The organism is Bacillus cereus group sp. BfR-BA-01453, from assembly GCF_022662915.1.
Lineage (GTDB): Bacteria > Bacillota > Bacilli > Bacillales > Bacillaceae_G > Bacillus_A > Bacillus_A paranthracis.
In genome coordinates this window covers 812,760-837,209 of sequence record NZ_JAKUEN010000001.1, presented here as the reverse complement: position 1 = coordinate 837,209, position 24,450 = coordinate 812,760, and the positions used below count along the sequence as shown (strand labels likewise).

The following is a 24,450-nucleotide window of genomic DNA, read 5'->3' as shown; positions in this document are numbered from 1 at the left end:
CCTTCTTTTTTTAATAATATTTTGGAAGCTCTTGTAGCAATTTTTCAACTTCACATTCAGTTTCTTCACATATAGACAGTGTGCGTAGTCGGAAAAACAAACTACGTAAGAAAGATTTTATATTTCCGTATAGGTACTCGTACGATTCAATATGTAATGTTTGTTTTTTGACGGGTAATTGAGTTACTAATTCATGAAGGGCTAATAGTAGTTTTTGTAATTGCGTGTGTAAAAGGTATTCCTTTTTGATGAGATGATAAAAAGTAGAGTAAATAAGTTTGTCTCTTAAATAGCTATCAGTAACACCGATATGCTCAAGCATGCTGGAACTTAAAGAATCAATATGAAGTGTGTTATCTATGATGTAATTATTATTACGAATTTCTTCTAACTGTTGTTGTAACATATAAACCTCCTATTTTAGAAAATTCTGTATCCTTATAGTGTAATAAGAGGAAGAAATAGACAATAAAGTGAAACTTTAATCAGTGGGGGCATCCCAAACTGATTATTAGTTGAACCAATCGGGATCTTACTGCCCGTTAATGCGGGATAAATAAGTGCATTTGAATGGAGGGGCATGATGAAGAGAGTATTATTCTTTTTCATTAGTATTTTCTTTTTAGGAAGTTGTTCGATTTGGTATGTTACTTTTTCTAGCGAGAGCAAAAGTTGGACGGGACAATATAAAGGCCATATTAAGAATGACAGTGAAGATGGAGTGTTTACGTTTCAGTATAAGGGCGGAGATGGGAATACCGAATTTAAAAACTTAGAGATTACTATTAATGAAACCTTTCGTACAATGACACAAACGTCAGAAGTTCATAAAGGAGCAAAGATTGAAATGAAATCATCTTGTATAAGTTGTGCGCCTTTATCTAAAGATGAACCGATAGAGGTTGTGATTAAATGGGATGATAAGTATGAGGAGAAGATGGTGTTAAATTTGAAATAGCCTAGAGTAAGGAGTTAAAAATGAATAGGTATATAAAAAAATTAATGTTTATAATTGTATGTCTAACCATATTATCAGCGTGTACTACAAAACGAGTAGAGCAAGTAGCAGTAAAAAAAGTACATGAAGAAGGGTATGTCATACTAAGAGATGGTACGGTGTTTTTTTATCGGTGGTAAAACGTTTAAAACGAAAGTAGAGCTGCAAAATTATATAGAACAACAAATGAATCAAGATTATCCATCACATATAGTCCTAATTTTTAAGGATAAAGATGCATATGATCAATTAAAAACAGGGGATAAAATAAAAGTATGGTCTTCTCAAATGCTTGAAAGCTATCCAGCAAAAATGATTGTAGAGAAATTTGAAATAGTAGAGAAATAAAAAAGGCAGCACTCGAGCTGCCTTTTTGTTATTTTACAAATTGTAATTCTTTCGGGAATTTCGTTAAAATTTCTGATCCGTCTTTTGTGATGTAAATATCATCTTCAATACGAACACCACCTACGTTTGGTACGTAAATACCTGGCTCGATTGTGAAGACCATACCTTCTTTTAATGGAGACTCGTTACCAGCTTTTACATCTGGATATTCATGTACGCTAATTCCAAGTCCGTGACCAAGACGGTGCGGGAAGAAGTCGCCGTAACCTGCATCTGCGATAACAGAACGAGCAGCGTTGTCGATTGCACCAAGTGTAACACCTGGTTTACATGCTTCAACTGCTTGTAGTTGTCCAGCAAGTACAGTGTTGTAAATGCGAGTTTGCTCTTCAGAAATGTCGCCAAATGCCACTGTACGTGTAATGTCAGAGCAATAACCGTCAATGATTACGCCTAAATCAAATAGTACGAAATCGCCGCGTTTCATTTTGTTTGCACCTGGAATACCGTGTGGAAGAGCAGAGTTTGCACCTGCTAATACCATCGTGTCAAATGACATTTTATGTATGCCTTTTGTTTTTAATTCGTGTTCAATAATTGCTAATACTTCTAGTTCGCTACGATCTTCTTTAATTGCATTTACACCAACTTCAACAGCATAGTCTGCCATTTTAGCTGCTTCGCGTAAAATAGAAAGTTCTTTTTCGTCTTTAATTAAACGAAGTTCACGAACTTTTTCCTCAGCTGACGTGAAAGCTGCATTTGGGAATAATTTTGTTAATTCTTCGTAGCGCTCTACGTTTAAATGTTCTTTTTCAATTGCAACTGCATTTGCATTGATACCGCGGTCTTTAATTGCTTTTGCAATCATATCCCATGGTCTGTCAGTATCAGTAAATCCGATAATTTCATGTGCCCAGCCAGCGTTACGTGCTTGGCCTTCTTCCATTTTAGGGCAAATTAAAATAGGTTCTTTCTCTTGGAATACAAACATACCAAGAAGTCTTTCGTGTGGTTCACAGTGGAAGTTTGTCATGTAGAAGACGTTCGGTGTAGAAGTTAAGAACGCAGCTTCAACGTTTTTTTCTTTTAGCCATTGCATTAAATTTTCTAATCTAGCATTCATCGATTGGCACCCCCGAGATATTTAATTACAAATATAACTTTAACTCGGAAGAAAGTGTTATGACAAGTAAATAGATGTTAGAAAAGACAGGGAATTGAAAAATCATGTAGAATAAAAAGTGAGAATGTAATAAGGGGAGGAATGTAATAATGAAAGTATCTTATCACGGGCATTCTGTTGTAAAGATTGAAACGAATGGAAAAGTAATTTTAATTGATCCGTTTTTAACAGGAAATCCAAAAACAGATTTAAAGGCTGAAGATGTAAAAGTAGATGCGATTCTTTTATCGCACGGTCATGGTGATCATGTTGGAGATACAGTAGAACTTGCGAAGAAAAATAATGCGGTTGTAGTGGCACCATTTGAACTAGCGACATTTTTAAGTTGGCAAGGTGTAAATACACATCCGATGCATATTGGTGGTTCACATGAATTTGACTTCGGAAAAGTGAAGTTTACACAAGCATTCCACGGCTCTAGTTATATTGATGAAGAAAATAAGACGATTACATATACAGGTATGCCAGCGGGTATTTTATTTACAGCAGAAGAGAAGACTTTGTACCATGCAGGGGATACTGCTCTATTCTCTGATATGAAATTAATTGGGGAATTAAATAACATTGATGTAGCATTTTTACCAATTGGTGATAATTTCACAATGGGACCAAAAGATGCTGTTTTAGCAGCAAAATGGGTTCAGGCGAAAACTGTTGTACCGATGCATTACAATACGTTCCCAGTAATTGAACAAGATCCATATCAATTTGTCGAAAAGCTACAAAATTGTACAGGGAAAGTATTAGAAGCTGGAGAAAGTATTACACTATAAAAAAGAAACCCTTCATTTGAAACGACAAGTGAAGGGTTTTTTACGTGTGTAGGATAGCTTTTAATGGTTGTACTTGTTTTGATGATTCTTTTCTTTTTGGGAGTGGCTGTTCAGGTGTTTCATTCAATTCCATTGCAACTTTTTTCCCGTCTACGAAAGCTAACAATACAGCACCTACAACTTCTAATAATTTTTTCATCATGTATCCGCTCCTTTGTTTCATTTCTTGTCTTCATTGTATATGGAAGCGGCTGGACAAACTATCGAACGAGATGACAATACCATTACATTGTTGTAATAGAAGAAGTGGTGTAATGTAAGGCGTATTTTGTTATAAAAAAAATAGTACAGATATACAAAGAGAGAGTGTAACAGTTTTGAAAATATAGTATACTAAAAATACAACACATGAAGAATTTAGGGAAAAGAAAGTATGGTGAAACCATTTGGCTACCAAGCATAACCAAATTTTAGAACATATTAATAGCCTGCCAGTAGGGCATAAAATTTCTGTAAGGCAAATTGCAAAAGATTTGAGTGTAAGTGAAGGTACAGCTTATCGTGCAATTAAAGATGCAGAAAATAAAGGGTATGTTAGTACGATTGAACGTGTCGGAACAATTCGAATTGAACAAAAGAAGAAAGAAAATATTGAAAAGCTGACATATGCAGAAGTCGTTAACATTGTCGATGGTCAAGTACTTGGAGGCAGAGAAGGACTACATAAAACGTTAAATAAATTCGTAATCGGAGCAATGAAATTAGAAGCGATGATGCGCTATACAGAAGCTGGAAACTTACTTATTGTCGGTAATCGTACAAACGCACATCAATTAGCGTTAGAAACCGGAGCTGCGGTGTTAATTACGGGCGGATTTGATACGGAAGATCATGTGAAGAAATTAGCAGATGAATTAAAACTGCCGATTATTTCAAGTAGTTACGATACATTTACAGTTGCAACGTTAATTAACCGTGCGATTTACGATCAGCTTATTAAGAAAGAAATTGTACTCGTTGAAGATATTTTAACGCCAATTGAAGAAACGTTATATTTAAAGCCAGATGATACAGTGCAGCAATGGCATGCGTATAACGAAGAGACGATGCACGGAAGATATCCGATTGTTGATGAAAATAAAAAGGTGTTAGGTATTGTAACTTCAAAAGATATGATCGGTGTAGCGAAAGAAACACCAATTGATAAAGTGATGACAAAGCATCCGATTACGGTAAATGGAAAAATGTCTGTCGCAGCTGCGGCACGTATGATGGTGTGGGAAGGTATTGAGTTACTTCCAGTTGTTGATGAAGGAAATAAGTTGCAAGGTATTATTAGCCGTCAAGATGTACTTCAGGCGTTGCAAATGATTCAGCGTCAACCGCAAGTCGGTGAAACAATCGATGATATTGTAACGAATCAATTTATGACGCCGAAAGAAGCGAAAAATGAGCATCTATATCAATTTTCAGTGACACCGCAAATGACGAATTCAATCGGAACGCTATCTTACGGTGTATTCGCAACGATTGTGACAGAAGCAACGAATCGCGTTATTCGTGCGCAAAAGAAGAGCGATTTAATTGTTGAGAACTTAACAATTTATTTCGTAAAACCAGTTCAAATTGACAATGTTGTATCCGTTCATCCGAAAGTATTAGAAATTGGACGTAAATTTGGTAAGGTTGATGTAGAAGTACATCATGAAGGTAATGTTGTCGGGAAAGCATTGCTTATGGTGCAATTGATCGATAAATAAAAAGATGGAGCAAGCCGCTTTGGCTTGTTCCATTTTTTTAAAGAACGCTATAGTAGGGAGTTTTTAATTTAGTTAGCAACTGAATCTATCACGTTCTGTTTCATATTTATAAGATAAGGGCATGCAATCACTTGAAGATACTTGAATAATAATTGTGGAGGTGTCGAATGGGAGTAATCGTTCTCTTTTTTGGGGTAGTATTTGCAATAACTTTTCATGTGGTAACACATCGAAGAATGGATGCAAATAAAAAGAAATTGTATATGGTAAGTTTGGTTTTCGCTATTGTTTGTTCCGCTATCCCTACAACTGGAGAAAAGAAGAGTGATTTTCTTTACTTTGGTATACCAGCAGAAAATTTTATTTATTATGGCGGATGGGAAATTTCTTTTAATCCATTAGGCTTTTTTGTTAACTTTATTTTGTTTTATTTGGTTTTGAATGTATTATTTAAGCTACGTAAGAGTTCAGATAGAGAAGTGAAAAAATAGAAGGATATGTATTGGTACGGATAGAAAATTGGTGATTAGTCGATAAGGAAGTTTAAGCTACTAATTATTACTATGCTTCATTATACGAACTAGGGGGAGAAGAATGGATTTTCACACTAAAAAGCAGTTGTGTAAGCAGTATAATTTAAATAGTCTTACGAACGTTTCATTGTTGCATGGGGGAGAAAATCAAACATATATATTCGAATCAGACAAAAGTAAATTTGTAGTTAGGCAGTATAGAGAAGGACGTTATACAGCCGAGCAAATAGAGGCTGAAATACATTGGTTAATAGCGATGCAAAAACAAATGTTAGTACCAGAAGTAGTTGAAGATAAAAGTGGTAACTGGATCACGTATGTTACGAAAGATGATGGGAGTATTTTGTATTTTGTTGTTTTTAGGTTTATAAACGGAAGTGAAGTGTTAGAACCGAAGAATAGGGACTATGAAAAACTTGGATCATTAATGCGCATGTTTCATGATAAAGCAAATGAAGTGTTCAAAAGAGTACCACAAACTTGGAGAGGGTATGAAAGACCGATATATGGTGAGCAAAAGATAATCCACGAGCCTTTACAACGATTACTACATGTTTCATTTCTATCGCATGAGGATAAGCATACGTGCATGAGAATTGCAGAAAAAATACAAGAGCTCTCAAATTCAACTCAACTAGGAGATAAACAATTTGTTCATGGTGATATGCATTTTGGAAATATTCTTGTAGGCAAAGAGGATTGGTATTTACTCGATTTTGATGAATGTGGATTTGGGCATAAAGAGTTTGATATTGGTGTTCCAAGATTACATTTAATTGCTTCGGGGCAACTAGAAGACATGTGGGGGAATTTCATGATGGGATATGGGGAAAATATTTCAGAACCATCCATTCGACTTGGGACCGCTTCAAGAATCTTTTATATGGCTGGAAAGATACCGTTAAGGCTCGATATTGAACCTATTAGAAAAGATCCTGGCGCTTTTATTCGGCGATATATTCAGTATGCTGAAAAAGAGTTAGGTGGAGAAACAGTTATATAAAGAAAAGACAGAATAGTAATTCAACTCAGTTGTATATTGTGTTATGATTATATTGTAAGAAAATGGATTCCTGAAAGGTGGTATGCATTATGTCATCAACAGTACTCTTTTTTGGTAGTATCGCACTATTTTACTTCCTTGTGATGATACCGATTCAATATTTATACTTACAAGGTTTACATGAAAAAAAGAAAAAAACAGGATTATCTCAGCGAGAACTATACGAAAAAATGTCTTTTGGGGAAGAACAATTACATCTTCATGTGCAAGGCAACCCATTTAATATACCATCTGCGTTTGTCGCATATATGATTTTGAAAGTTAGAGGACGTAAAAAAGCATCACAATGTTGATGCTTTTTTACGTTGCTTCATAGCCTTCTGCTTCTTTAACTGCTAATGGTAAGAAATGTTTATATTGGCGAAATCCATTAAATACACTTGCACTACCAAATAGAACAAATAAAACACCAACGATAATACGAGCGGTTGAAAGTTCTAAAAAGAATTGATTTATCCCGAAGAATAAGACGAATGAACCGAGTGCCATTGCGGATTTTCCTGAGAGCCAACCTTTCTCCATTGGGCGGTTTGTACGAAAGTATTTTGTTTTGTAGAAGAGGTACAACATAAATGAGACGATAATACAGAAGACTAATACTGGCATAATACACACTCCCATCGTTTTGTGAAAAATAATAGTGGAGAAAAAAGAAATATCTAAACTTTCTAATTTTTATTATAAAGCAATTGTTCGCATGTATGAAATACTTTCCGTTATAATGGAGGATAAAGTGAGACTTTCATTAGTGTGGGGATGTTTCCGCGCTAATGATTAGCCCACATTCATTGGGCTTTTACTGCACGTTGAAGTGAAGAAGTTGAATAAAAAGGAGATTATACATATGCATGAGCAAATTTTAGGAGCAATTAAAGAGTTTGATACAATTATTATTCATCGTCATGTGCGTCCGGATCCAGATGCGTTAGGTTCGCAGGGCGGTCTTAGTACAATTCTACAAGAATCGTTTCCAGAGAAAAATATTTATACGGTTGGGTACAATGAACCGTCATTAGCATATTTACGAGTAATGGATGATATTGAAGATAGTGTATACGAAAATGCGCTCGTTATCGTTTGTGATACAGCAAACCAAGAACGTGTTGACGATCAACGCTATACAAAAGGGAAGATGTTAATCAAAATTGATCATCATCCAAATGAAGATCCATACGGAGACATTACGTGGGTAGATACGACAGCAAGTTCTACAAGTGAAATGATTTATGAGTTTTATAATTATGGAAAAGATAAAGGGTTAAAAATAACGAAAGAAGCAGCTCGTCTTATTTTAGCGGGTATTGTTGGGGATACAGGTCGTTTCTTATTCCCAAATACAACAGCAAAAACACTTCGTTACGTAAGTGAACTTGTTGACATGGGTGTGAAATTCACAGATTTATACAATGAAATGTATAAGACAAAAGAAAAAATCGCTCGTTTAAACGGTTATATTTTACAAAACTTTACGATGGTAGAAGAAGGAGCAGCTTACATTAAATTAACGAAAGGAGTATTAGAAGAATTTGATGTACTTCCTTCTGAGGCATCTGGCGTTGTTGGAGCACTTGGTAATATTGATGGATTAAAGGCATGGGTTCTATTTTTAGAGGAAGACGATGTGATTCGTGTTCGCCTTCGTTCAAAAGGACCAGTTATAAATAAATTAGCAATGCAATATAACGGCGGAGGACATCCGATGGCTTCTGGTGCAAAAGCATCTTCTTGGGAAGAAGCGGATCGTCTATTTGCTGATTTACGTGAGCTGTGTAGATAAGAGATTATATAGTAGAACAAAAAGAAGGAGCGGCGCTAAAGCCCTCCTTCTTTATTTTTCTTTCTCTATCGTAATACTAATTTCAAGCACTGTATCAAAAGATATCGTATCGACTTTGAAACGGTATAGCCGATCGTAATGTTTGTACGTTTTGTTTTCGATTACCTTTTTGAGTAGGTCTTTATTTTTTGCTATACTTTGAATGTTTTTCGTTAAAAGATGCTGGAGGTCATTATGGATAGATGTAGTCATATTTTCGAGTGTAAGATTGTCTAAATCGTATTTTTCTCGATTTATAAGTTTTATTTTAATCTCTTGAATGGTTAAGAGCCGTTTATTTTCAGTATTTAATTTTTCTTGATCTTCGAGAAGGACGTGGAGCTTTGCTTCTTGTTTTTCTATAATTTCCCTTTGTTCTGCTATTTTACTAGCTTGTTCTTCTTGAAAAACACCGTATATGTACAAAAAAATAAACCAGCTCAACACACCTCCAACAGCAGCCCCAGCTAAAACTAAATACCATCTTTTTGCTGTATTGGCACTTGGTACTCTCATACATGTTCCTGCGTTAGCCATTTAATAATAATAAGACCGGTTTGCATACCACCCGTTGCGAAAAAAATAAGGAGAATTTGTTTTACGATATCTTTCATATCCCCGCCAAAGAAACTTCTTTCAAAGCTATAAAAAGTATCAAATGTTCCGCCAATCGCTGCAACGAGTGCCCAAATTCTTAAATTTTGGGCGAATTGATTAATGTAAGTGAGAGTTGGTTTTCCGATAAGAAATGCACCAAATCCACCAATTAATGAACCACCAAGTATAACCCCAAAGGCAATAAAATAACTAATAATAAGCAGAGAGAAAAAAGTATGTTCTCTTACATCCATCGTCATTCCCCTTTCTTCTTCATATATATGGACAAAGTATAAGAAGTATGTTTTGATTTCCGCTTTCCTCTTCACCTATAATAAAAGTAGTCAAATAGGTAAAGAGAGGGTACAACAGTGAAGTTTGTGCATTTACAATGTCAAACCGTTTTTAGTTTATTAAAAAGTGCTTGTAAAATTGATGAACTTGTAGTTAGGGCGAAAGAGCTCGGTTATTCATCACTTGCTATTACGGATGAAAATGTTATGTATGGCGTTATTCCGTTTTATAAAGCATGTAAGAAACATGGTATACATCCTATTATCGGCTTAACAGCTTCTATTTTTAGTGAAGAAGAAGAAAAGTCTTATCCGCTTGTCTTACTTGCTGAAAATGAAATAGGTTATCAAAATTTATTAAAGATTTCTAGTAGCATTATGACGAAGTCAAAAGAAGGTATTCCTAAGAAATGGCTTGCACATTATGCGAAAGGATTAATTGCAATTTCACCAGGTAAAGATGGGGAAATTGAACAATTATTATTAGAAGACAAAGAGAGTCAAGCTGAAGAAGTAGCTCGTATGTATCAAAATATGTTCGGCAGTTTTTATATGAGTTTACAGCATCATGCGATTCAAGATGAACTGCTTCTGCAAGAAAAATTACCTGCATTTATGAATAGGGTAAATATTCCGGTTGTAGCGACGAACGATGTACGCTACATCAATCAAAGTGACGCACTTGTTCATGAATGTTTATTATCTGTTGAAAGTGGAACGAAAATGACAGATCCCGATAGGCCGAGGCTGAAAACAGATCAATATTATTTAAAATCATCAGATGAAATGGAAGCACTGTTTTCTCACGTAGAAGAAGCGATTTATAACACAGTAGAAATTGCAGAACGTTGCAGAGTAGAAATACCGTTTCATGTAAATCAATTACCGAAATTTCCTGTTCCAGCGAACGAGACGAATGACACGTATTTGCGCCGCGTTTGTGAAGAAGGGTTACAGAAACGTTATGGTACGCCGAAAGAAGTACATATAAACCGTTTGAATCATGAATTAAACGTGATTTCTAGCATGGGGTTTAGTGATTATTTCCTCATCGTATGGGATTTTATGAAGTATGCGCATGAAAATCATATTTTAACAGGGCCAGGACGTGGATCGGCGGCTGGATCACTCGTTTCTTACGTATTAGAAATTACAGATATTGATCCAATTGAATACGATCTATTATTTGAAAGGTTTTTAAATCCCGAACGTGTGACACTTCCAGATATTGATATCGATTTTCCAGATATAAGACGTGATGAGATGATTCGATATGTGAAAGATAAATATGGTCAGCTTCGTGTTGCACAAATTGTAACGTTTGGGACGTTGGCAGCGAAAGCGGCAATTAGAGATATTGCGCGTGTGATGGGGCTTCCGCCGCGAGATATTGATATATTCTCAAAACTTATTCCATCAAAGCTTGGTATAACGTTAAAAGATGCATATGAGGAATCGCAATCACTCCGTGAGTTTATACAAGGGAATCTTTTGCACGAGCGTGTGTTTGAAATTGCAAAACGTGTAGAGGGCTTACCACGTCATACGTCTATTCATGCAGCTGGCGTTATTATGAGCCAAGAGCCATTAACCGGGAGTGTTGCAATTCAAGAAGGACATAACGATGTGTATGTTACGCAATACCCAGCTGATGCATTAGAAGAACTTGGGTTGCTCAAGATGGACTTTTTAGGATTACGTAATTTAACGTTACTTGAAAATATTATAAAGTTTATCGTGCAAAAAACAGGGAAAGAAATCGATATAAGAAATTTACCACTTCAAGATGAAAAGACATTCCAATTGTTAGGTAGAGGGGATACAACAGGTGTATTCCAGCTTGAATCAGGTGGTATGCGAAATGTACTTCGCGGGTTAAAGCCGAATGAGTTTGAAGATATTGTCGCTGTTAACTCGTTATATAGACCAGGACCGATGGAACAAATTCCAACCTTTATTGAATCAAAACACGGAAAAAGACAAATTGAATATTTACATCCGGACTTAAAGCCGATTTTAGAAAGAACATACGGTGTAATTGTATACCAAGAACAAATTATGCAAATCGCGTCGAAGTTGGCGGGCTTCTCGCTCGGAGAAGCAGATTTATTACGCCGTGCAGTGAGTAAAAAAAATCGTGATATTTTAGATCAGGAACGTAAGCATTTTGTGCAAGGGTGTTTACAAAATGGTTATGACGAGACATCTGCAGAGAAAATTTACGATTTAATTGTAAGATTTGCAAATTACGGCTTTAACCGAAGTCACGCTGTAGCCTACAGTATGATTGGATATCAGCTTGCTTACTTAAAAGCGAATTATACGCTGGAATTTATGACGGCACTATTATCGAGTGCAATTGGAAATGAAGATAAGATTGTGCAGTATATACGCGAAACGAAGCGAAAAGGTTTTCATGTTTTGCCGCCGTCTCTTCAGAGAAGTGGTTACAATTTCCAAATAGAAGGAAATGCGATACGTTACAGCTTACTTTCTATTCGAAACATCGGAATGGCTACAGTGACAGCATTAATCGAAGAACGAGAGAAAAAAATGTTTGAAGATTTATTTGAATTTTGTCTGCGCATGCCATCAAAGTTTGTAACAGAGCGAAATTTAGAGGCGTTCGTCTGGTCTGGATGTTTTGACGATTTCGGTGTTTCGAGAACGAATTTATGGAAAAGTCTTAAAGGAGCGTTAGAGTATGCCAATCTTGCACGTGATTTAGGAGATGCTGTTCCAAAATCAAAATACGTACAAGGAGAAGAGCTCTCCTTTATTGAACAGTTAAATAAAGAGAAGGAAGTACTAGGTTTTTATTTATCAAGCTATCCGACAGCGCAGTATGTGAAGTTAGCGAAAGAATTAGAAATTCCATCTCTCGCTCAGGCGATGCGACATAAGAAAAAAGTACAAAGAGCTATCGTGTATATAACAAGTGTAAGAGTGATTCGTACGAAAAAGTTGCAAAAGATGGCGTTTATTACATTTTGTGATCAAAATGATGAAATGGAAGCAGTTCTTTTCCCCGAGACGTATATACATTTCTCAGATAAGTTACAAGAAGGAGCAATTGTTTTAGTTGACGGCATGATTGAGCTTAGAAATCATAAGCTGCAATGGATTGTAAATGGACTATATCCGTTAGAAGAAATGGATGTGTATGAGGGAAAAAAAGATGCGTCTGTTTACGTGAAATTGCCGTCTCAATATGAGAAAAAGCTTTTAAATCAGGTTACTAAAATATTGTTTGACTATTCGGGTTTTGCGAAAGTACTAATTTATTATGAAAAGGAACATAAAATGGTACAATTATCTCGAAGTTTATCGATTCATCCAAGTGAAGAATGTTTAGGAGCACTTCGTGAAATTGTCGGGGAAGAAAATGTGGTTGTGAAAATATAATGGACAATTTCCCTACACTTCGATTATTATAGTAGTAGTGTTCGTGGTCAGACCACTTGGAGAAATTGATATCAGCAAGAATAATTTGAGGAGAGTGGATAGTTTGTCAACACTTCGTGAAGAAGCACTTCACATGCATAAAGTGCATCAAGGAAAATTAGAAACTGTATCAAAAGTAAAAGTAGAAAATGCAAAAGATTTAAGTCTTGCATATTCTCCAGGGGTTGCAGAACCTTGTAAAGAAATTTATGACGATAAAAGTAAGGTATATGAATATACAATGAAGGGAAATATGGTAGCAGTTGTGACAGATGGAACGGCTGTACTTGGTCTTGGTAACATCGGACCTGAAGCATCTCTTCCAGTAATGGAAGGTAAAGCTGTATTATTCAAGAGCTTTGCTGGTGTAGATGCATTCCCAATTGCCTTAAATACAAACGATGTAGATAAAATTGTTGAAACTGTAAAATTAATGGAGCCAACTTTTGGCGGCGTTAACTTAGAGGATATCGCAGCACCAAACTGCTTCATTATTGAAGAACGTTTGAAAAAAGAAACAAATATTCCTATCTTCCATGATGATCAACACGGAACAGCTATCGTAACAGTAGCGGGTCTTGTGAACGCGCTAAAACTAGTTGGAAAGAAAATGTCTGACATTAAAGTTGTCGCAAATGGCGCAGGTGCAGCAGGTATTGCAATTATTAAACTTTTATATCGCTATGGCGTACGCGACATTATTATGTGTGACCGTAAAGGGGCAATCTATGATGGTCGTCCTACAGGTATGAATCCGGTGAAGGATGAAGTGGCAAAATATACAAATAAGAATCGTATCGAAGGTTCTTTAGCTGATGTTGTACAAGGTGCGGACGTATTCATTGGTGTATCTGCAGAAGGTGCATTAACAGAAGAGATGGTTCGTACAATGAATGACGATGCAATTATTTTTGCAATGGCGAATCCAGTTCCAGAAATTATGCCAGAATTGGCAAAAGCAGCGGGCGCAGCTGTTGTTGGAACGGGTCGTTCTGACTTCGCAAACCAAGTAAATAATGTACTAGCGTTCCCTGGTATTTTCCGCGGTGCACTTGACGTACATGCGACACAAATTAACGAAGAAATGAAGATGGCAGCTGTACAAGCTATTGCTGAGCTTGTAGCAGAAGATGAGTTAAATGCAGACTATATCATTCCAGCACCATTTGACGCGCGTGTAGCGCCTCAAGTAGCAGCTTACGTTGCAAAAGCTGCAATGGAGACAGGAGTAGCTCGCCGTCAAGTAGATCCAAATGAAGTTGCTGAGAAAACAAAACAATTAGCGCTGATTGGTAAAGAATAAGCGAGGAATTTCCATTGACATCATCAAATACAAAAGTATATCTCGAAATTGTAAAAAAAATCCGTTCCATTATGGAAGAGGATGGATTGGTAGCAGGGGATCGTTTGCCGTCTGAGCGTGAGTTAAGTTCACGTTTAAACGTAGGACGTTCCTCTGTAAGAGAAGCGTTGCGTGCTTTAGAACTTGTAGGATTAATTGAAACGAGACGTGGTGAAGGGACGTTTATTCGAAACTTTTACGATAACGGTCTTGTACAATTGATTGCTCCGTTCTTGCTGCAAGATGAGAAAACAATTCGTGATTTATTACAAACAAAACGATTGCTTGAGAAAGATATGATTCGAATTGTATGTAATTTACCGAAAGAAATGTTTTCTAAAGTGCTAAGTAAATTACATCAAGTGCTTGAAGGAAATGAAAACTCAGTTCCAATGCTTCACCAAACGTTCTTTAAAACACTTATTGAACAAGTCGATAATTATTTACTATATCGCATTTGGATGATCGTAAATGATTACGTATCAACGCTTTCTTGTAAAGTTTCAGGAGATTCTATCGATATGTATAGAAAGCTTTACGCTATTTTGGAAGAAAAACAAGAAAATGATGCACTAAAAATTTACGATGAATTAGTAGAGAATATACAGTTTCACTCGTAATGTATAAAATTTGTCGAAATGACCATGACACGTTATGACAAACATTCTATCGCGTAGCGGTTAAAGTTAAACGTAAAGAGTGAGGTTATTAGACAGATTGAGAAGATAAGGCTAACATCAAACTTTGGTGTTAGCCCAATTTTCTTCTTACGCTAACCTTAGCTCTCAACGAAGGGGGTCAAATTGTGCTAAGAGATTTATTCGTGAAAAAGAAAAAGTACGCTGCAATACCTTCAGAACAAGTACGAAAAGATGTACCAGACGGCGTTATGACAAAATGTCCGAAATGTAAAAAAATCATGTATACGAAAGAGCTTCTAAAAAATTTAAAAGTATGTGTGAATTGTGGATATCATCATCCTATGAATGCATGGGAACGTCTTGATAGTATATTGGACGAAGGGTCATTCCGTGAGTATGACAAAGAAATGGTTTCATTAAATCCACTCGAGTTTCCAGATTATGAAGAGAAACTAGAGAGCGATCGTAAAAAGACTGAATTGAACGAAGCGGTTGTAACTGGTGAAGGAACAATTGATGACATGCTTGTTGTTGTTGCAGTAATGGATTCTCGTTTTCGAATGGGGAGCATGGGCTCTGTTGTAGGAGAAAAAATTGCCCGTGCGGTTGAAAAGGCGTACGACTTACAAGTTCCATTTATTATCTTTACTGCTTCGGGTGGTGCCCGTATGCAAGAAGGGATATTAAGTTTAATGCAAATGGCAAAAACAAGCGTAGCTTTGAAAAAGCATAGTAATGCAGGAGGATTATTTATTTCTGTTATGACTCATCCAACGACGGGCGGGGTTTCAGCGAGTTTCGCTTCACTTGGTGATTATAATCTTGCAGAACCAGGGGCGCTGATCGGATTTGCTGGTAGACGTGTAATTGAACAAACGGTGCGTGAGAAACTACCGGAAGATTTCCAAACGGCAGAATTCTTACTAGAACATGGTCAATTAGATGCGGTGGTACATCGTGATGATATGAGAGAATCGCTTCGTAAGATTTTAGAAGTTCATCAAGGAGGGGAAATGGCTGTATGGCAGAGCTAGAATTTGAGAAACCAGTTGTTGAGCTAAGAAATAAGATTCGTGAACTGAAAGACTATACGAAAAACAGCCAGATGGACTTCAGTGAGGAGATTCGTATTTTGGAAGACAAGCTAGAAAATTTAGAGGAAGATATATACGGCAATATGAAAGTATGGGACCGTGTTCAAATTGCTCGTCATGCAGAACGACCGACAACGCTCGATTATATTGAGCACTTATTTACTGATTTTTTTGAATGTCATGGAGATCGTCTATTTGGCGATGATGCAGCGATTGTCGGCGGCATTGCGAAGTATAAAGGGATGCCTGTAACTGTAATCGGGCATCAACGCGGAAAAGATACGAAAGAAAATATTCGCCGTAATTTTGGGATGCCTCACCCAGAAGGATATCGAAAAGCATTGCGTTTAATGAAGCAGGCGGAAAAGTTCAATCGTCCAATTATTTGTTTTATTGATACGAAAGGAGCTTATCCTGGTAAAGCTGCTGAAGAACGTGGTCAAAGTGAAGCTATCGCCCGCAATTTATTTGAAATGGCAGGCTTAACGGTGCCTGTTATTTGTATCGTTATCGGCGAAGGTGGTAGTGGTGGTGCACTAGGTCTTGGAGTAGGAGATTACATTCATATGCTAGAAAATTCCACTTATTCTGTTATTACGCCAGAGGGTGCAGCGGCAATTCTTTGGAAAGATGCAGGAAAAGCAAAGGAAGCTGCAGAGGCGATGAGAATTACAGCAGCGGATTTGAAAGAATTAGGTGTAATTGACGAAATTATTCCAGAGGCAAAAGGTGGAGCACACCGTAATATTTTGAAACAGTCAGAAAATATAGATTTAATGCTAGGGAAAACTTTTGAACAATTAAACGGAATTTCGAAAGATGAATTAATCGAAAAACGTTATGAAAAATATATGAAAATTGGGCAAGTTTCGTTTTCAAACGCTTCCATTTGGATAAAATAAGAAAAGCGTGCGTTCCACTTCGCGAATGCACGTTTTTATTATGAAAAGACACATCTTCTCCATTGTATTTTTATATTTTTTCGTGTTATTTTATTATAAGGCAAATAATCTTTATGAGGTGAGTACAAATGAAACGTATTGGTGTATTAACAAGTGGTGGAGATTCACCTGGTATGAATGCTGCCATTCGTGCAGTTGTTCGTAAAGCGATTTTCCATGATATCGAAGTATATGGTATTTACCATGGATACGCTGGATTAATTTCTGGTCACATTGAAAAATTAGAACTAGGTTCTGTTGGCGATATTATCCACCGCGGTGGTACGAAATTATATACAGCAAGATGTCCTGAGTTTAAAGACCCAGAAGTACGACTAAAAGGTATCGAGCAATTAAAGAAACACGGTATCGAAGGACTTGTTGTTATTGGTGGAGATGGTTCTTACCAAGGCGCTAAAAAATTAACTGAACAAGGATTCCCATGTGTTGGTGTACCAGGTACAATTGACAATGATATCCCTGGAACAGACTTCACAATTGGTTTCGATACAGCTTTAAACACTGTTATTGATGCAATTGATAAAATTCGTGACACAGCTACATCTCATGAACGTACATATGTTATCGAAGTAATGGGACGTCACGCTGGTGATATCGCATTATGGGCTGGTTTAGCTGATGGTGCGGAAACAATCTTAATTCCAGAAGAAGAGTATGACATGGAAGATGTTATCGCTCGTCTGAAGCGCGGTAGTGAACGTGGTAAAAAACACAGTATTATCGTTGTAGCTGAAGGTGTTGGAAGTGCAATTGACATCGGTAAGCACATTGAAGAAGCAACAAACTTTGATACTCGCGTAACTGTATTAGGTCACGTACAACGTGGTGGATCACCAAGTGCACAAGACCGTGTATTAGCAAGCCGTCTTGGTGCAAGAGCAGTTGAATTATTAATTGCTGGTAAAGGTGGACGTTGTGTAGGTATTCAAGATAACAAACTTGTTGATCATGATATTATCGAAGCGTTAGCTCAAAAGCATACAATCGATAAAGATATGTATCAATTATCTAAAGAATTATCCATCTAATCGGCGTAATGCTTTTTATTTGGGAACGGTTTCATAATTTTCGGAGGTGCAATATGCGTAAAACTAAAATTGTATGTACTATAGGTCCTGCTAGTGAAAGTATTGAAAAATTAGAGCAATTAATCGAAGCAGGTATGAACGTTGCTCGTTTAAACTTCTCTCATGGTAGCCATGAAGAACACGGCGCTCGTATTAAAAACATTCGTGAAGCTTCAAAGAAAACTGGTAAAACAGTTGGTATCTTACTTGATACAAAAGGTCCAGAAATCCGTACTCACGACTTCGTAGACGGACAAGCTGAGCTTGTAACAGGTGCAGAAGTAGTTATTTCTACTGAGCAAGTATTAGGTACTGCAGAGAAGTTCTCTGTGTCTTATGCTGGTCTTTATGACGATGTAAACCCAGGTTCTCGCATTCTAATCGATGACGGTCTTATCGAGCTAGAAGTAATCGAAAAAGCTGACGGAAACATCCGTACAAAAGTTCTTAACAGCGGAACTGTAAAAAATAAAAAAGGTGTTAACGTACCAAACGTAAGCATTAAGCTTCCTGGTATCACTGAAAAAGACGTAAAAGATATCATCTTCGGTATTGAGCAAAAAGTTGATTTCATCGCAGCTTCATTCGTACGTAAAGCAGCTGACGTATTAGAAATCCGTGAATTACTAGAAGAGCATAACGCTCAATATATCCAAATCGTACCAAAAATCGAAAACCAAGAGGGTATCGACAACATCGATTCAATCTTAGAGGTTTCTGACGGTTTAATGGTAGCTCGTGGTGATATGGGTGTAGAAATTCCACCAGAAGAAGTACCATTAGTACAAAAACGTCTAATCAAAAAATGTAACGTGTTAGGTAAACCAGTTATTACTGCAACACAAATGTTAGATTCTATGCAACGTAACCCACGTCCAACTCGTGCGGAAGCAAGTGACGTAGCTAACGCAATCTTCGATGGTACAGACGCAATCATGCTTTCAGGTGAAACAGCTGCTGGACAATACCCAGTAGAAGCAGTAACAATGATGGCTAACATTGCAGTACGTGTTGAAAAATCATTACAATATGAAGATATGTTCAAAAAACGTATTAAAGAGTTCACTCCAACAATTACAGATGCAATTAGCCAATCTGTTGCGCATACAGCACTTGCTCTTGATGTAGCTGCAATCGTAGCTCCAACAGAAAGTGGATATACTGCGAAAATGATCTCTAAATACCGTCCAAAATCTCCAATCGTAGCTGTAACATCTGACGAGCAAGTAGGACGTCGTCTTGCACTTGTTTGGGGTGTACAAGCATTTATGGCTGAGAAGCGCGCAGCTTCTACTGACGAAATGTTAGATACAGCGATTCAAACAGGTATGGATGCAGGTCTAATCGGACTTGGAGACACTGTAGTAATCACTGCTGGTGTTCCAGTTGCTGAAACTGGTACAACAAACTTAATGAAAATCCACGTTGTTGGTGAAGAAGTTGCTAAAGGACAAGGGATCGGTCGTAAAGCTGCAAAAGGTAAAGTAGTTGTAGCGAAAACAGCTGCTGAAGCTGTAGCGAACGTAAACGAAGGTGATATCCTTGTTACAACAAGCACTGATAAAGATATGATCCCTGCAATCGAAAAAGCTGCTGCTCTAGTTGTAGAAGAAGGCGGCCTAACAAGCCATGCGGCTGTTGTAGGTGTATCAATCGGTATTCCTGTTATCGTTGGTGTAAACGGCGTAACAGCAACTTTAAAAAATGGCCAAGAAGTAACAGTTGATGCAGCACGCGGAATTGTTTATAATGGACATGCGGAAGTGCTATAAGTAATACGGAGAGAAGGATCGGAGTCCTTCTCTTTTTTTTACACAAAAATGAGGTAAAACTAGCTTAAAACGTCTGAAATTGCTTTTAAAAGCTGTTTATTATGAAGTTTGATGGGAAAGTGCGTTTAGCTTTTATATGGTGTATATGGACGTTGTGAGGGCGTTTAAAGTGATAGGATATGAAAGGAGTGTAGAACTATGAAGTGGTTACTATTCTTGTTTATATTAATACCGGCTATTGAGATTACAGTCTTAATTGGATCGAGTCATGTAATAGGTTTGTGGTCTACGTTCGCTATGATCGTATTTACAGGCGTTGTAGGTGTGTATTTGGCGAAAAGACAAGGGTTTAAAGTACTTGGAGAGATTCAATCTAAGTTGAATAGAGGAGAAATGCCAGGAGCAGCGGTTTTAGATGGTATTTTTATCTTTGTAGGGGGTATTCTTTTAGTGCTTCCTGGATATGTAACGGATATAATAGGTTTCATCTTTGTTGTCCCTATGACGAGGGCTTTATTGAAGCCGTTTGTTATGAAGTGGATGGAATGGAAGTTTAGAAAAAACTCAACTATTATTGTGCAGAAATAGTGCTTAGATTATAGCGATCTAAGCACTATTTTTTTTTTTTTTTTTTTTTTTTTTTTTTTTTTTTTTTTTTTTTTTGTCTGTAAAAGGATGAGAGAGTGGTTAAAGTTCAGTTAATGAAAGATGTGTTTTAATATGCGGTGAATGTGACGGTTGATAATCGATGGGGATAGGATCCTTTAGATTAAAGTTTTACTTTGTTGTATTTGTTGTGTATTTTTTCGATTGGATATGTGATTTGGGAGTTATTAGCTCTGAATCAGTGTGTTTAAAGTGGGAATCTGAACTTAAGATTGTTTTTTTTGTATGTAAAAAAGAATGAATTGGAATGAAAAAAGTTAAATAAGAATAGGTAAATGGTCAGTTTAAGTCTCATTCTATGCCGATTTGTATATTTATTCATTTACATAAAAAGTAATAAATGTAAGTAATAAATATAAAATTATTAGAATAAATATGTAAAAATACCACGAAATATGCGTTTTTTATGCGAAAAACAAGAGAATTATCCTGTTTTTAGGGTAATTCTCTTGTTGTGTGTAATGAGTATGAAAAATAAGTACAAGGAATAATCAGTGGGGAATTTCCACTGATTATATGTAAGTTTTTGGTTGTGTATGAATTAGAAACTATTATTTTGAAGGTGAGCCTTTAATATATTTCCACAAATCATGGAATACACGAGCTTTGTGTAATGTATTAAGTAGTACTAAGGTGACTGGACCGATGATTAATCCTAAGAAGCCAAAGAGCTTAAAGCCGACAAATAGAGCAATCAGTGTTGCTAATGGATCAAGGCCGATATTAGATGAAAGTACCTTTGGCTCCATAATTTGCCTTTGGACAATCACGACGATGTATAAAATGAGAAGACCGATGGCGAAAGCAGTGTCGCCAGTGAAAAATACGTATATAACCCAAGGAACGAAGACAGCTCCTGTTCCTAAATACGGGAGTAAATCTACAACCCCTGTAATAATCGCGATAGTAATGGCGTATGGTACGCGTAATATTAAAAGTCCGATTAGTACAATAACAGTTGTCATAGATACGAGTGTAAGTTGTGCTTTAACAAAACCGAATAAAGCTTTTCTTAAATCCACAAAAATAGTTTTTCCATAGCCATGAACACGGTTGGGCAAAAACTTTCTTACTTTCTGAGCAAGACGATGCCAATCGTAACTAATGAAGAAAGTGGCTAATAAAACGAATACAAGTACAGTTAAAGTAGTTGGTAGTGCACTAATGAAATTTGTTAACCCGCTTATAATAGCGGTTAAAAGTTCTTTCATTTGCGTCGTTGCTTCGGTTCCTAAGTTTTGAATGTTTTGTGTAATCGTATAGCGCTGCGGTTCCCCAAGATGATTAAATTTAGAAATTAAATCATCGTAGAGAGGCATAATATGATTAAGTGCAAACTGCTGAGCGAATGCAACGATATCCGGAAATTTTACTGTAACAAGTTGTAGTAAGTATGTTGTAGCAGATATTGCTTCTGTTACAAGGTATGTAACGAGTCCGACGATAGCTCCAAATACGAGAATTAAGCTAACGAGTACTGCGAGTGCGCGGGGGAATTGTAGTTTTTGATTAAGAAAATTGACGACAGGATTAATCAAATAAGCAAATGCGAAAGCGATAATAAAAGGATAGATAAGTCCTGACATATATAGTAATGCATAGAACCCGGCTACCGTAGCTACAATGACAAATACGAGTCGCAATATCATATATAGTAAGTTTCGATTCAAAGATGTATACCTCCCATTCCAATTTGGATTATCCTAATTCGTTCAACTTATAACGAGTGTACCCCACTGATTAAAGTTTCACTTTATGTTATAGTGGAATGATGGATTTTTCCTGCTTTTTCAGTATGTGAGTGACTGTGAAAGCTTGCTGTTGATGCTTCTACTATATGGTAAAAACTTCATTTTCTCTTCTTTTTATTTTACCTGTTTCTAATTAGAAAAGAAAGGAGAGACGCCCGTTTTTTAAAATGTATACATGCTTACATTTGGATGGTGAAAGTCTCAGTTTTTCATTTTAAAATGCATAAAAAAATGAAGTGATTCATGTTGGATAGGCATCGATATAGCATGTATAACGATAGGTTTAAAGGTATTTTGGTTTGGAAATGAGTTCATTATTTTCAGAAAGGAAGTGCAAACATGATTAGTCAGTCAACGTTATTTTTATTCATACTACTTATTATAGGACTTATTGCGAAAAACCAATCGCTTACTGTAGCTATTGGTGTGTTATTTCTATTGAAATTTACGTTTCTAGGAGATAAAGTCTTCCCTTATCTACAAACGAAAGGGATTAACCTCGGTGTTACGGTTATTACAATAGCAGTACTCGTACCGATTGCAACGGGGGAAATAGGCTTTAAACAACTTGGGGAAGCAGCGAAATCGTATTATGCATGGATTGCTTTAGCTTCAGGGGTAGCAGTTGCTCTGTTAGCGAAAGGTGGCGTACAATTATTAACGACAGATCCTCATATTACAACTGCACTCGTTTTCGGGACAATTATAGCAGTTGCTTTATTTAATGGGGTCGCTGTAGGTCCATTAATTGGGGCTGGAATTGCCTATGCAGTTATGAACATTATACAGATGTTTAAATAAAGAATTTTATAGTAATATAAAATTTTTGAATTCTTTCTGTTCACAAAAGTCAGATAATTGTTTATAATAGGATTAGAAACTTTGAAAAGTTACATAACAGCAGAGACTTTACACCAGATAAAATAAAAACAACATAAAACAATTTTATAATGATATTGCTTTATGTTGTTTTTATCATAAAACTCTTCGGAATTCATTTTCCTCACTAACTTGTTGTTTTGAGCGTGAGGATTCGGGGAGACATTCACGCTCATGCTTTCCATGTAAACAATGGACAATAAGAGGGGAACATCGCAACAAATTTGCATGATCGTGCATTTTGCTTGCCTAAAGAGTGAACGGGCGTTCATAATTCAAAAGGGGAGCAAATAGATATAAGGAGCAAGGTTGGGAGAATTTTCAGGAAAAGGAGAGAATGTCATGACTGTTATTCGAGGTTTAGAAGGGGTAGTAGCAACAACATCATCTGTGAGCTCTATTATTGATGATACATTAACTTATGTTGGGTATAATATTGATGACTTAGCTGAGAATGCTACATTTGAAGAAGTAGTGTACTTATTATGGCATCGCAAGCTTCCTAACGAGCAAGAACTAGCGAAATTTAAGGAGATTGTATCGGAATACTATAAAGTTCCAGGTGAGATTTTAGCATATTTGAAACAAGTAGATTTAAAAATCGCACATCCGATGTCTGTTTTACGAACTGCAATTTCCATGCTATCATTATACGATGAGAGCGCTGAAATTATGGATGAAAAGTCCAATTATTTGAAAGCGGTTAAATTACAGGCTCAAGTGGGAACTTTAGTTGCTGCTTACGCAAGAATCCGTAAAGGCTTAGATGTTGTTGAGCCTAGAAATGATTTATCATTAGCTGCAAACTTCTTGTACATGTTAAATGATCGCGAGCCAAATGAAGTTGAAATTGAAGCTTTTGATAAGGCACTTGTCCTTCACGCAGATCATGAGTTAAACGCTTCTACATTTACTGCACGCGTTTGTGTAGCTACACTTTCAGATGTATATTCTGGCATTACAGCAGCAATCGGTGCGTTAAAAGGTCCTCTTCACGGCGGGGCAAATGAAAATGTAATGAAGATGTTAACTGAAATTGGCGAAGAAGAAAATGTAGAATCATATATTCATAATGCTCTTCAAAATAAAGTGAAAATTATGGGCTTTGGCCACCGTGTATATGAGCATGGTGATCCACGTGCAAAACATTTACGCGAAATGTCTAAGAGATTATGCGTGCTTTTAGGAGAAGAGAAATGGTATAATATGTCTATCAAAATTGAAGACATTGTAACAAAAGAAAAAGGTCTTCCACCAAATGTTGATTTCTATTCAGCTTCTGTATACCATTGTTTAGGAATTGACCATGACTTATTTACACCTATTTTTGCAATTAGCCGTATGTCAGGCTGGTTAGCTCATATTCTAGAACAATATGAAAATAACCGTTTAATCCGTCCGCGTGCTGATTATAATGGACCAACACATCAAGTGTATGTTCCAATTGCACAACGATAAGCGAATAA

Annotated in this window: 24 protein-coding genes and 1 pseudogene; 18 read left to right on the top strand and 7 right to left on the bottom strand. The window is 36.6% G+C overall.

Translation table 11 applies throughout. From position 1 onward, the window contains the following. Window positions 1-10: 10 nt before the first annotated feature. Window positions 11-406, bottom strand: coding sequence for a hypothetical protein (locus MR070_RS04390; protein ID WP_000941457.1), 396 nt, complete (start codon window positions 404-406; stop codon window positions 11-13). Between the two features lie 177 nt (window positions 407-583). Here MR070_RS04390 and MR070_RS04385 point away from each other — a divergent pair, with 177 nt between their 5' ends. Together MR070_RS04385 and MR070_RS04380 are read left to right on the top strand one after the other, a co-directional pair. After that, window positions 584-958 (top strand): hypothetical protein, encoded by a 375-nt coding sequence (locus MR070_RS04385; RefSeq protein WP_138321005.1) that lies wholly within the window; start codon window positions 584-586, stop codon window positions 956-958. A 20-nt stretch (window positions 959-978) separates the two neighbouring features. After that, window positions 979-1,345, top strand: a pseudogene (locus MR070_RS04380) (DUF3221 domain-containing protein). 28 nt (window positions 1,346-1,373) lie between these two features. On the opposite strand, the gene pepQ reads toward MR070_RS04380, so the two are convergent. Beyond that, entirely contained in the window at window positions 1,374-2,471 is a 1,098-nt protein-coding gene (gene pepQ / locus MR070_RS04375; protein WP_000994042.1) for a Xaa-Pro dipeptidase, read from the bottom strand. Window positions 2,472-2,620: 149 nt separating this feature from the next. Between pepQ and MR070_RS04370 the strand changes: the two genes are divergently transcribed. Further along, entirely contained in the window at window positions 2,621-3,304 is a 684-nt protein-coding gene (locus MR070_RS04370; protein WP_000868941.1) for a metal-dependent hydrolase, read from the top strand. 40 nt (window positions 3,305-3,344) lie between these two features. Here MR070_RS04370 and MR070_RS04365 read toward each other — a convergent pair whose 3' ends face one another. Beyond that, the gene (locus tag MR070_RS04365) at window positions 3,345-3,506 is read right to left on the bottom strand and encodes a hypothetical protein (protein ID WP_000976308.1); all 162 of its coding nucleotides are present in this window, start codon (window positions 3,504-3,506) and stop codon (window positions 3,345-3,347) included. Window positions 3,507-3,750: 244 nt separating this feature from the next. Between MR070_RS04365 and MR070_RS04360 the strand changes: the two genes are divergently transcribed. The 4 genes from MR070_RS04360 (at window position 3,751) to MR070_RS04345 (ending at window position 6,953) form a co-directional block, all read left to right on the top strand. Beyond that, on the top strand, window positions 3,751-5,064 hold the full coding sequence (locus tag MR070_RS04360) for a CBS domain-containing protein (RefSeq protein WP_000201583.1): 1,314 nt from the start codon (window positions 3,751-3,753) through the stop codon (window positions 5,062-5,064). Between the two features lie 167 nt (window positions 5,065-5,231). Beyond that, window positions 5,232-5,555, top strand: a complete 324-nt coding sequence (locus tag MR070_RS04355; protein ID WP_138321007.1) for a hypothetical protein — start codon at window positions 5,232-5,234, stop codon at window positions 5,553-5,555. A gap of 103 nt (window positions 5,556-5,658) precedes the next feature. After that, window positions 5,659-6,600, top strand: coding sequence for a phosphotransferase enzyme family protein (locus tag MR070_RS04350; RefSeq protein WP_138321010.1), 942 nt, complete (start codon window positions 5,659-5,661; stop codon window positions 6,598-6,600). Window positions 6,601-6,689: 89 nt separating this feature from the next. Next, window positions 6,690-6,953 (top strand): DUF3949 domain-containing protein, encoded by a 264-nt coding sequence (locus MR070_RS04345; RefSeq protein WP_000099739.1) that lies wholly within the window; start codon window positions 6,690-6,692, stop codon window positions 6,951-6,953. Between the two features lie 7 nt (window positions 6,954-6,960). On the opposite strand, the gene MR070_RS04340 is transcribed toward MR070_RS04345, so the two are convergent. Further along, the gene (locus MR070_RS04340) at window positions 6,961-7,266 is read right to left on the bottom strand and encodes a YtpI family protein (RefSeq protein ID WP_001144775.1); all 306 of its coding nucleotides are present in this window, start codon (window positions 7,264-7,266) and stop codon (window positions 6,961-6,963) included. A gap of 238 nt (window positions 7,267-7,504) precedes the next feature. Here MR070_RS04340 and MR070_RS04335 point away from each other — a divergent pair, with 238 nt between their 5' ends. Then, window positions 7,505-8,437 carry a DHH family phosphoesterase gene (locus MR070_RS04335; RefSeq protein WP_000545148.1) on the top strand — a complete coding sequence of 311 codons (933 nt, stop codon included), beginning with the start codon at window positions 7,505-7,507 and terminating at the stop codon, window positions 8,435-8,437. Window positions 8,438-8,488: 51 nt separating this feature from the next. Here MR070_RS04335 and ytrI read toward each other — a convergent pair whose 3' ends face one another. Together ytrI and MR070_RS04325 are read right to left on the bottom strand one after the other, a co-directional pair. Continuing rightward, on the bottom strand, window positions 8,489-8,992 hold the full coding sequence (ytrI, locus tag MR070_RS04330) for a sporulation membrane protein YtrI (protein ID WP_001265736.1): 504 nt from the start codon (window positions 8,990-8,992) through the stop codon (window positions 8,489-8,491). After that, window positions 8,989-9,402 (bottom strand): YtrH family sporulation protein, encoded by a 414-nt coding sequence (locus tag MR070_RS04325; protein ID WP_002003648.1) that lies wholly within the window; start codon window positions 9,400-9,402, stop codon window positions 8,989-8,991. The genes ytrI and MR070_RS04325 overlap by 4 nt, the downstream gene beginning before the upstream one ends. A 42-nt stretch (window positions 9,403-9,444) precedes the next feature. Here MR070_RS04325 and dnaE point away from each other — a divergent pair, with 42 nt between their 5' ends. The 8 genes from dnaE (at window position 9,445) to MR070_RS04285 (ending at window position 20,276) form a co-directional block, all read left to right on the top strand. Next, on the top strand, window positions 9,445-12,771 hold the full coding sequence (gene dnaE / locus MR070_RS04320; protein ID WP_242260613.1) for a DNA polymerase III subunit alpha: 3,327 nt from the start codon (window positions 9,445-9,447) through the stop codon (window positions 12,769-12,771). 133 nt (window positions 12,772-12,904) lie between these two features. Next, window positions 12,905-14,113 carry an NADP-dependent malic enzyme gene (gene ystJ / locus MR070_RS04315; protein WP_001970845.1) on the top strand — a complete coding sequence of 403 codons (1,209 nt, stop codon included), beginning with the start codon at window positions 12,905-12,907 and terminating at the stop codon, window positions 14,111-14,113. Between the two features lie 14 nt (window positions 14,114-14,127). After that, the gene (locus MR070_RS04310) at window positions 14,128-14,772 is read left to right on the top strand and encodes a FadR/GntR family transcriptional regulator (RefSeq protein WP_000204431.1); all 645 of its coding nucleotides are present in this window, start codon (window positions 14,128-14,130) and stop codon (window positions 14,770-14,772) included. A 185-nt stretch (window positions 14,773-14,957) separates the two neighbouring features. Beyond that, complete coding sequence (gene accD / locus MR070_RS04305; RefSeq protein WP_060632501.1) at window positions 14,958-15,827, top strand: acetyl-CoA carboxylase, carboxyltransferase subunit beta; 870 nt, start codon at window positions 14,958-14,960, stop codon at window positions 15,825-15,827. After that, the gene (accA, locus tag MR070_RS04300) at window positions 15,815-16,789 is read left to right on the top strand and encodes an acetyl-CoA carboxylase carboxyl transferase subunit alpha (protein WP_138321018.1); all 975 of its coding nucleotides are present in this window, start codon (window positions 15,815-15,817) and stop codon (window positions 16,787-16,789) included. The genes accD and accA overlap by 13 nt, the downstream gene beginning before the upstream one ends. 128 nt (window positions 16,790-16,917) lie before the next feature. After that, window positions 16,918-17,877 carry a 6-phosphofructokinase gene (pfkA, locus tag MR070_RS04295; RefSeq protein WP_000821163.1) on the top strand — a complete coding sequence of 320 codons (960 nt, stop codon included), beginning with the start codon at window positions 16,918-16,920 and terminating at the stop codon, window positions 17,875-17,877. A gap of 53 nt (window positions 17,878-17,930) precedes the next feature. Beyond that, window positions 17,931-19,688: a pyruvate kinase gene (pyk, locus tag MR070_RS04290; protein WP_001232661.1), complete on the top strand. Its 1,758-nt coding sequence runs from the start codon at window positions 17,931-17,933 to the stop codon at window positions 19,686-19,688. Window positions 19,689-19,886: 198 nt separating this feature from the next. Next, entirely contained in the window at window positions 19,887-20,276 is a 390-nt protein-coding gene (locus MR070_RS04285; RefSeq protein ID WP_000871625.1) for an FxsA family protein, read from the top strand. Between the two features lie 629 nt (window positions 20,277-20,905). Here MR070_RS04285 and ytvI read toward each other — a convergent pair. Then, entirely contained in the window at window positions 20,906-22,024 is a 1,119-nt protein-coding gene (ytvI, locus tag MR070_RS04280; protein WP_001081397.1) for a sporulation integral membrane protein YtvI, read from the bottom strand. 420 nt (window positions 22,025-22,444) lie between these two features. On the opposite strand from ytvI, the gene MR070_RS04275 reads away from it, so the two are divergent. Then, the gene (locus MR070_RS04275; protein ID WP_000625506.1) at window positions 22,445-22,906 is read left to right on the top strand and encodes a DUF441 domain-containing protein; all 462 of its coding nucleotides are present in this window, start codon (window positions 22,445-22,447) and stop codon (window positions 22,904-22,906) included. Between the two features lie 387 nt (window positions 22,907-23,293). Beyond that, window positions 23,294-24,442 carry a citrate synthase gene (gene citZ / locus MR070_RS04270; RefSeq protein ID WP_138321022.1) on the top strand — a complete coding sequence of 383 codons (1,149 nt, stop codon included), beginning with the start codon at window positions 23,294-23,296 and terminating at the stop codon, window positions 24,440-24,442. The last annotated feature ends 8 nt before the right edge of the window (window positions 24,443-24,450 follow it).

Bases quoted from the DNA above. Each gene is read 5' to 3' on its own strand.
- MR070_RS04390 (WP_000941457.1), bottom strand. From the start codon at position 406: ATGTTACAACAACAGTTAGAAGAAATTCGTAATAATAATTACATCATA.
- ystJ (WP_001970845.1), top strand. From the start codon at position 12,905: ATGCATAAAGTGCATCAAGGAAAATTAGAAACTGTATCAAAAGTAAAA.
- pfkA (WP_000821163.1), top strand. From the start codon at position 16,918: ATGAAACGTATTGGTGTATTAACAAGTGGTGGAGATTCACCTGGTATG.
- MR070_RS04285 (WP_000871625.1), top strand. From the start codon at position 19,887: ATGAAGTGGTTACTATTCTTGTTTATATTAATACCGGCTATTGAGATT.
- accA (WP_138321018.1), top strand. From the start codon at position 15,815: ATGGCAGAGCTAGAATTTGAGAAACCAGTTGTTGAGCTAAGAAATAAG.
- MR070_RS04365 (WP_000976308.1), bottom strand. From the start codon at position 3,506: ATGATGAAAAAATTATTAGAAGTTGTAGGTGCTGTATTGTTAGCTTTC.
- MR070_RS04355 (WP_138321007.1), top strand. From the start codon at position 5,232: ATGGGAGTAATCGTTCTCTTTTTTGGGGTAGTATTTGCAATAACTTTT.
- MR070_RS04275 (WP_000625506.1), top strand. From the start codon at position 22,445: ATGATTAGTCAGTCAACGTTATTTTTATTCATACTACTTATTATAGGA.
- pyk (WP_001232661.1), top strand. From the start codon at position 17,931: ATGCGTAAAACTAAAATTGTATGTACTATAGGTCCTGCTAGTGAAAGT.
- pepQ (WP_000994042.1), bottom strand. From the start codon at position 2,471: ATGAATGCTAGATTAGAAAATTTAATGCAATGGCTAAAAGAAAAAAAC.
- MR070_RS04340 (WP_001144775.1), bottom strand. From the start codon at position 7,266: ATGCCAGTATTAGTCTTCTGTATTATCGTCTCATTTATGTTGTACCTC.
- MR070_RS04350 (WP_138321010.1), top strand. From the start codon at position 5,659: ATGGATTTTCACACTAAAAAGCAGTTGTGTAAGCAGTATAATTTAAAT.
- MR070_RS04335 (WP_000545148.1), top strand. From the start codon at position 7,505: ATGCATGAGCAAATTTTAGGAGCAATTAAAGAGTTTGATACAATTATT.
- MR070_RS04385 (WP_138321005.1), top strand. From the start codon at position 584: ATGAAGAGAGTATTATTCTTTTTCATTAGTATTTTCTTTTTAGGAAGT.
- MR070_RS04345 (WP_000099739.1), top strand. From the start codon at position 6,690: ATGTCATCAACAGTACTCTTTTTTGGTAGTATCGCACTATTTTACTTC.
- MR070_RS04370 (WP_000868941.1), top strand. From the start codon at position 2,621: ATGAAAGTATCTTATCACGGGCATTCTGTTGTAAAGATTGAAACGAAT.
- ytrI (WP_001265736.1), bottom strand. From the start codon at position 8,992: ATGAGAGTACCAAGTGCCAATACAGCAAAAAGATGGTATTTAGTTTTA.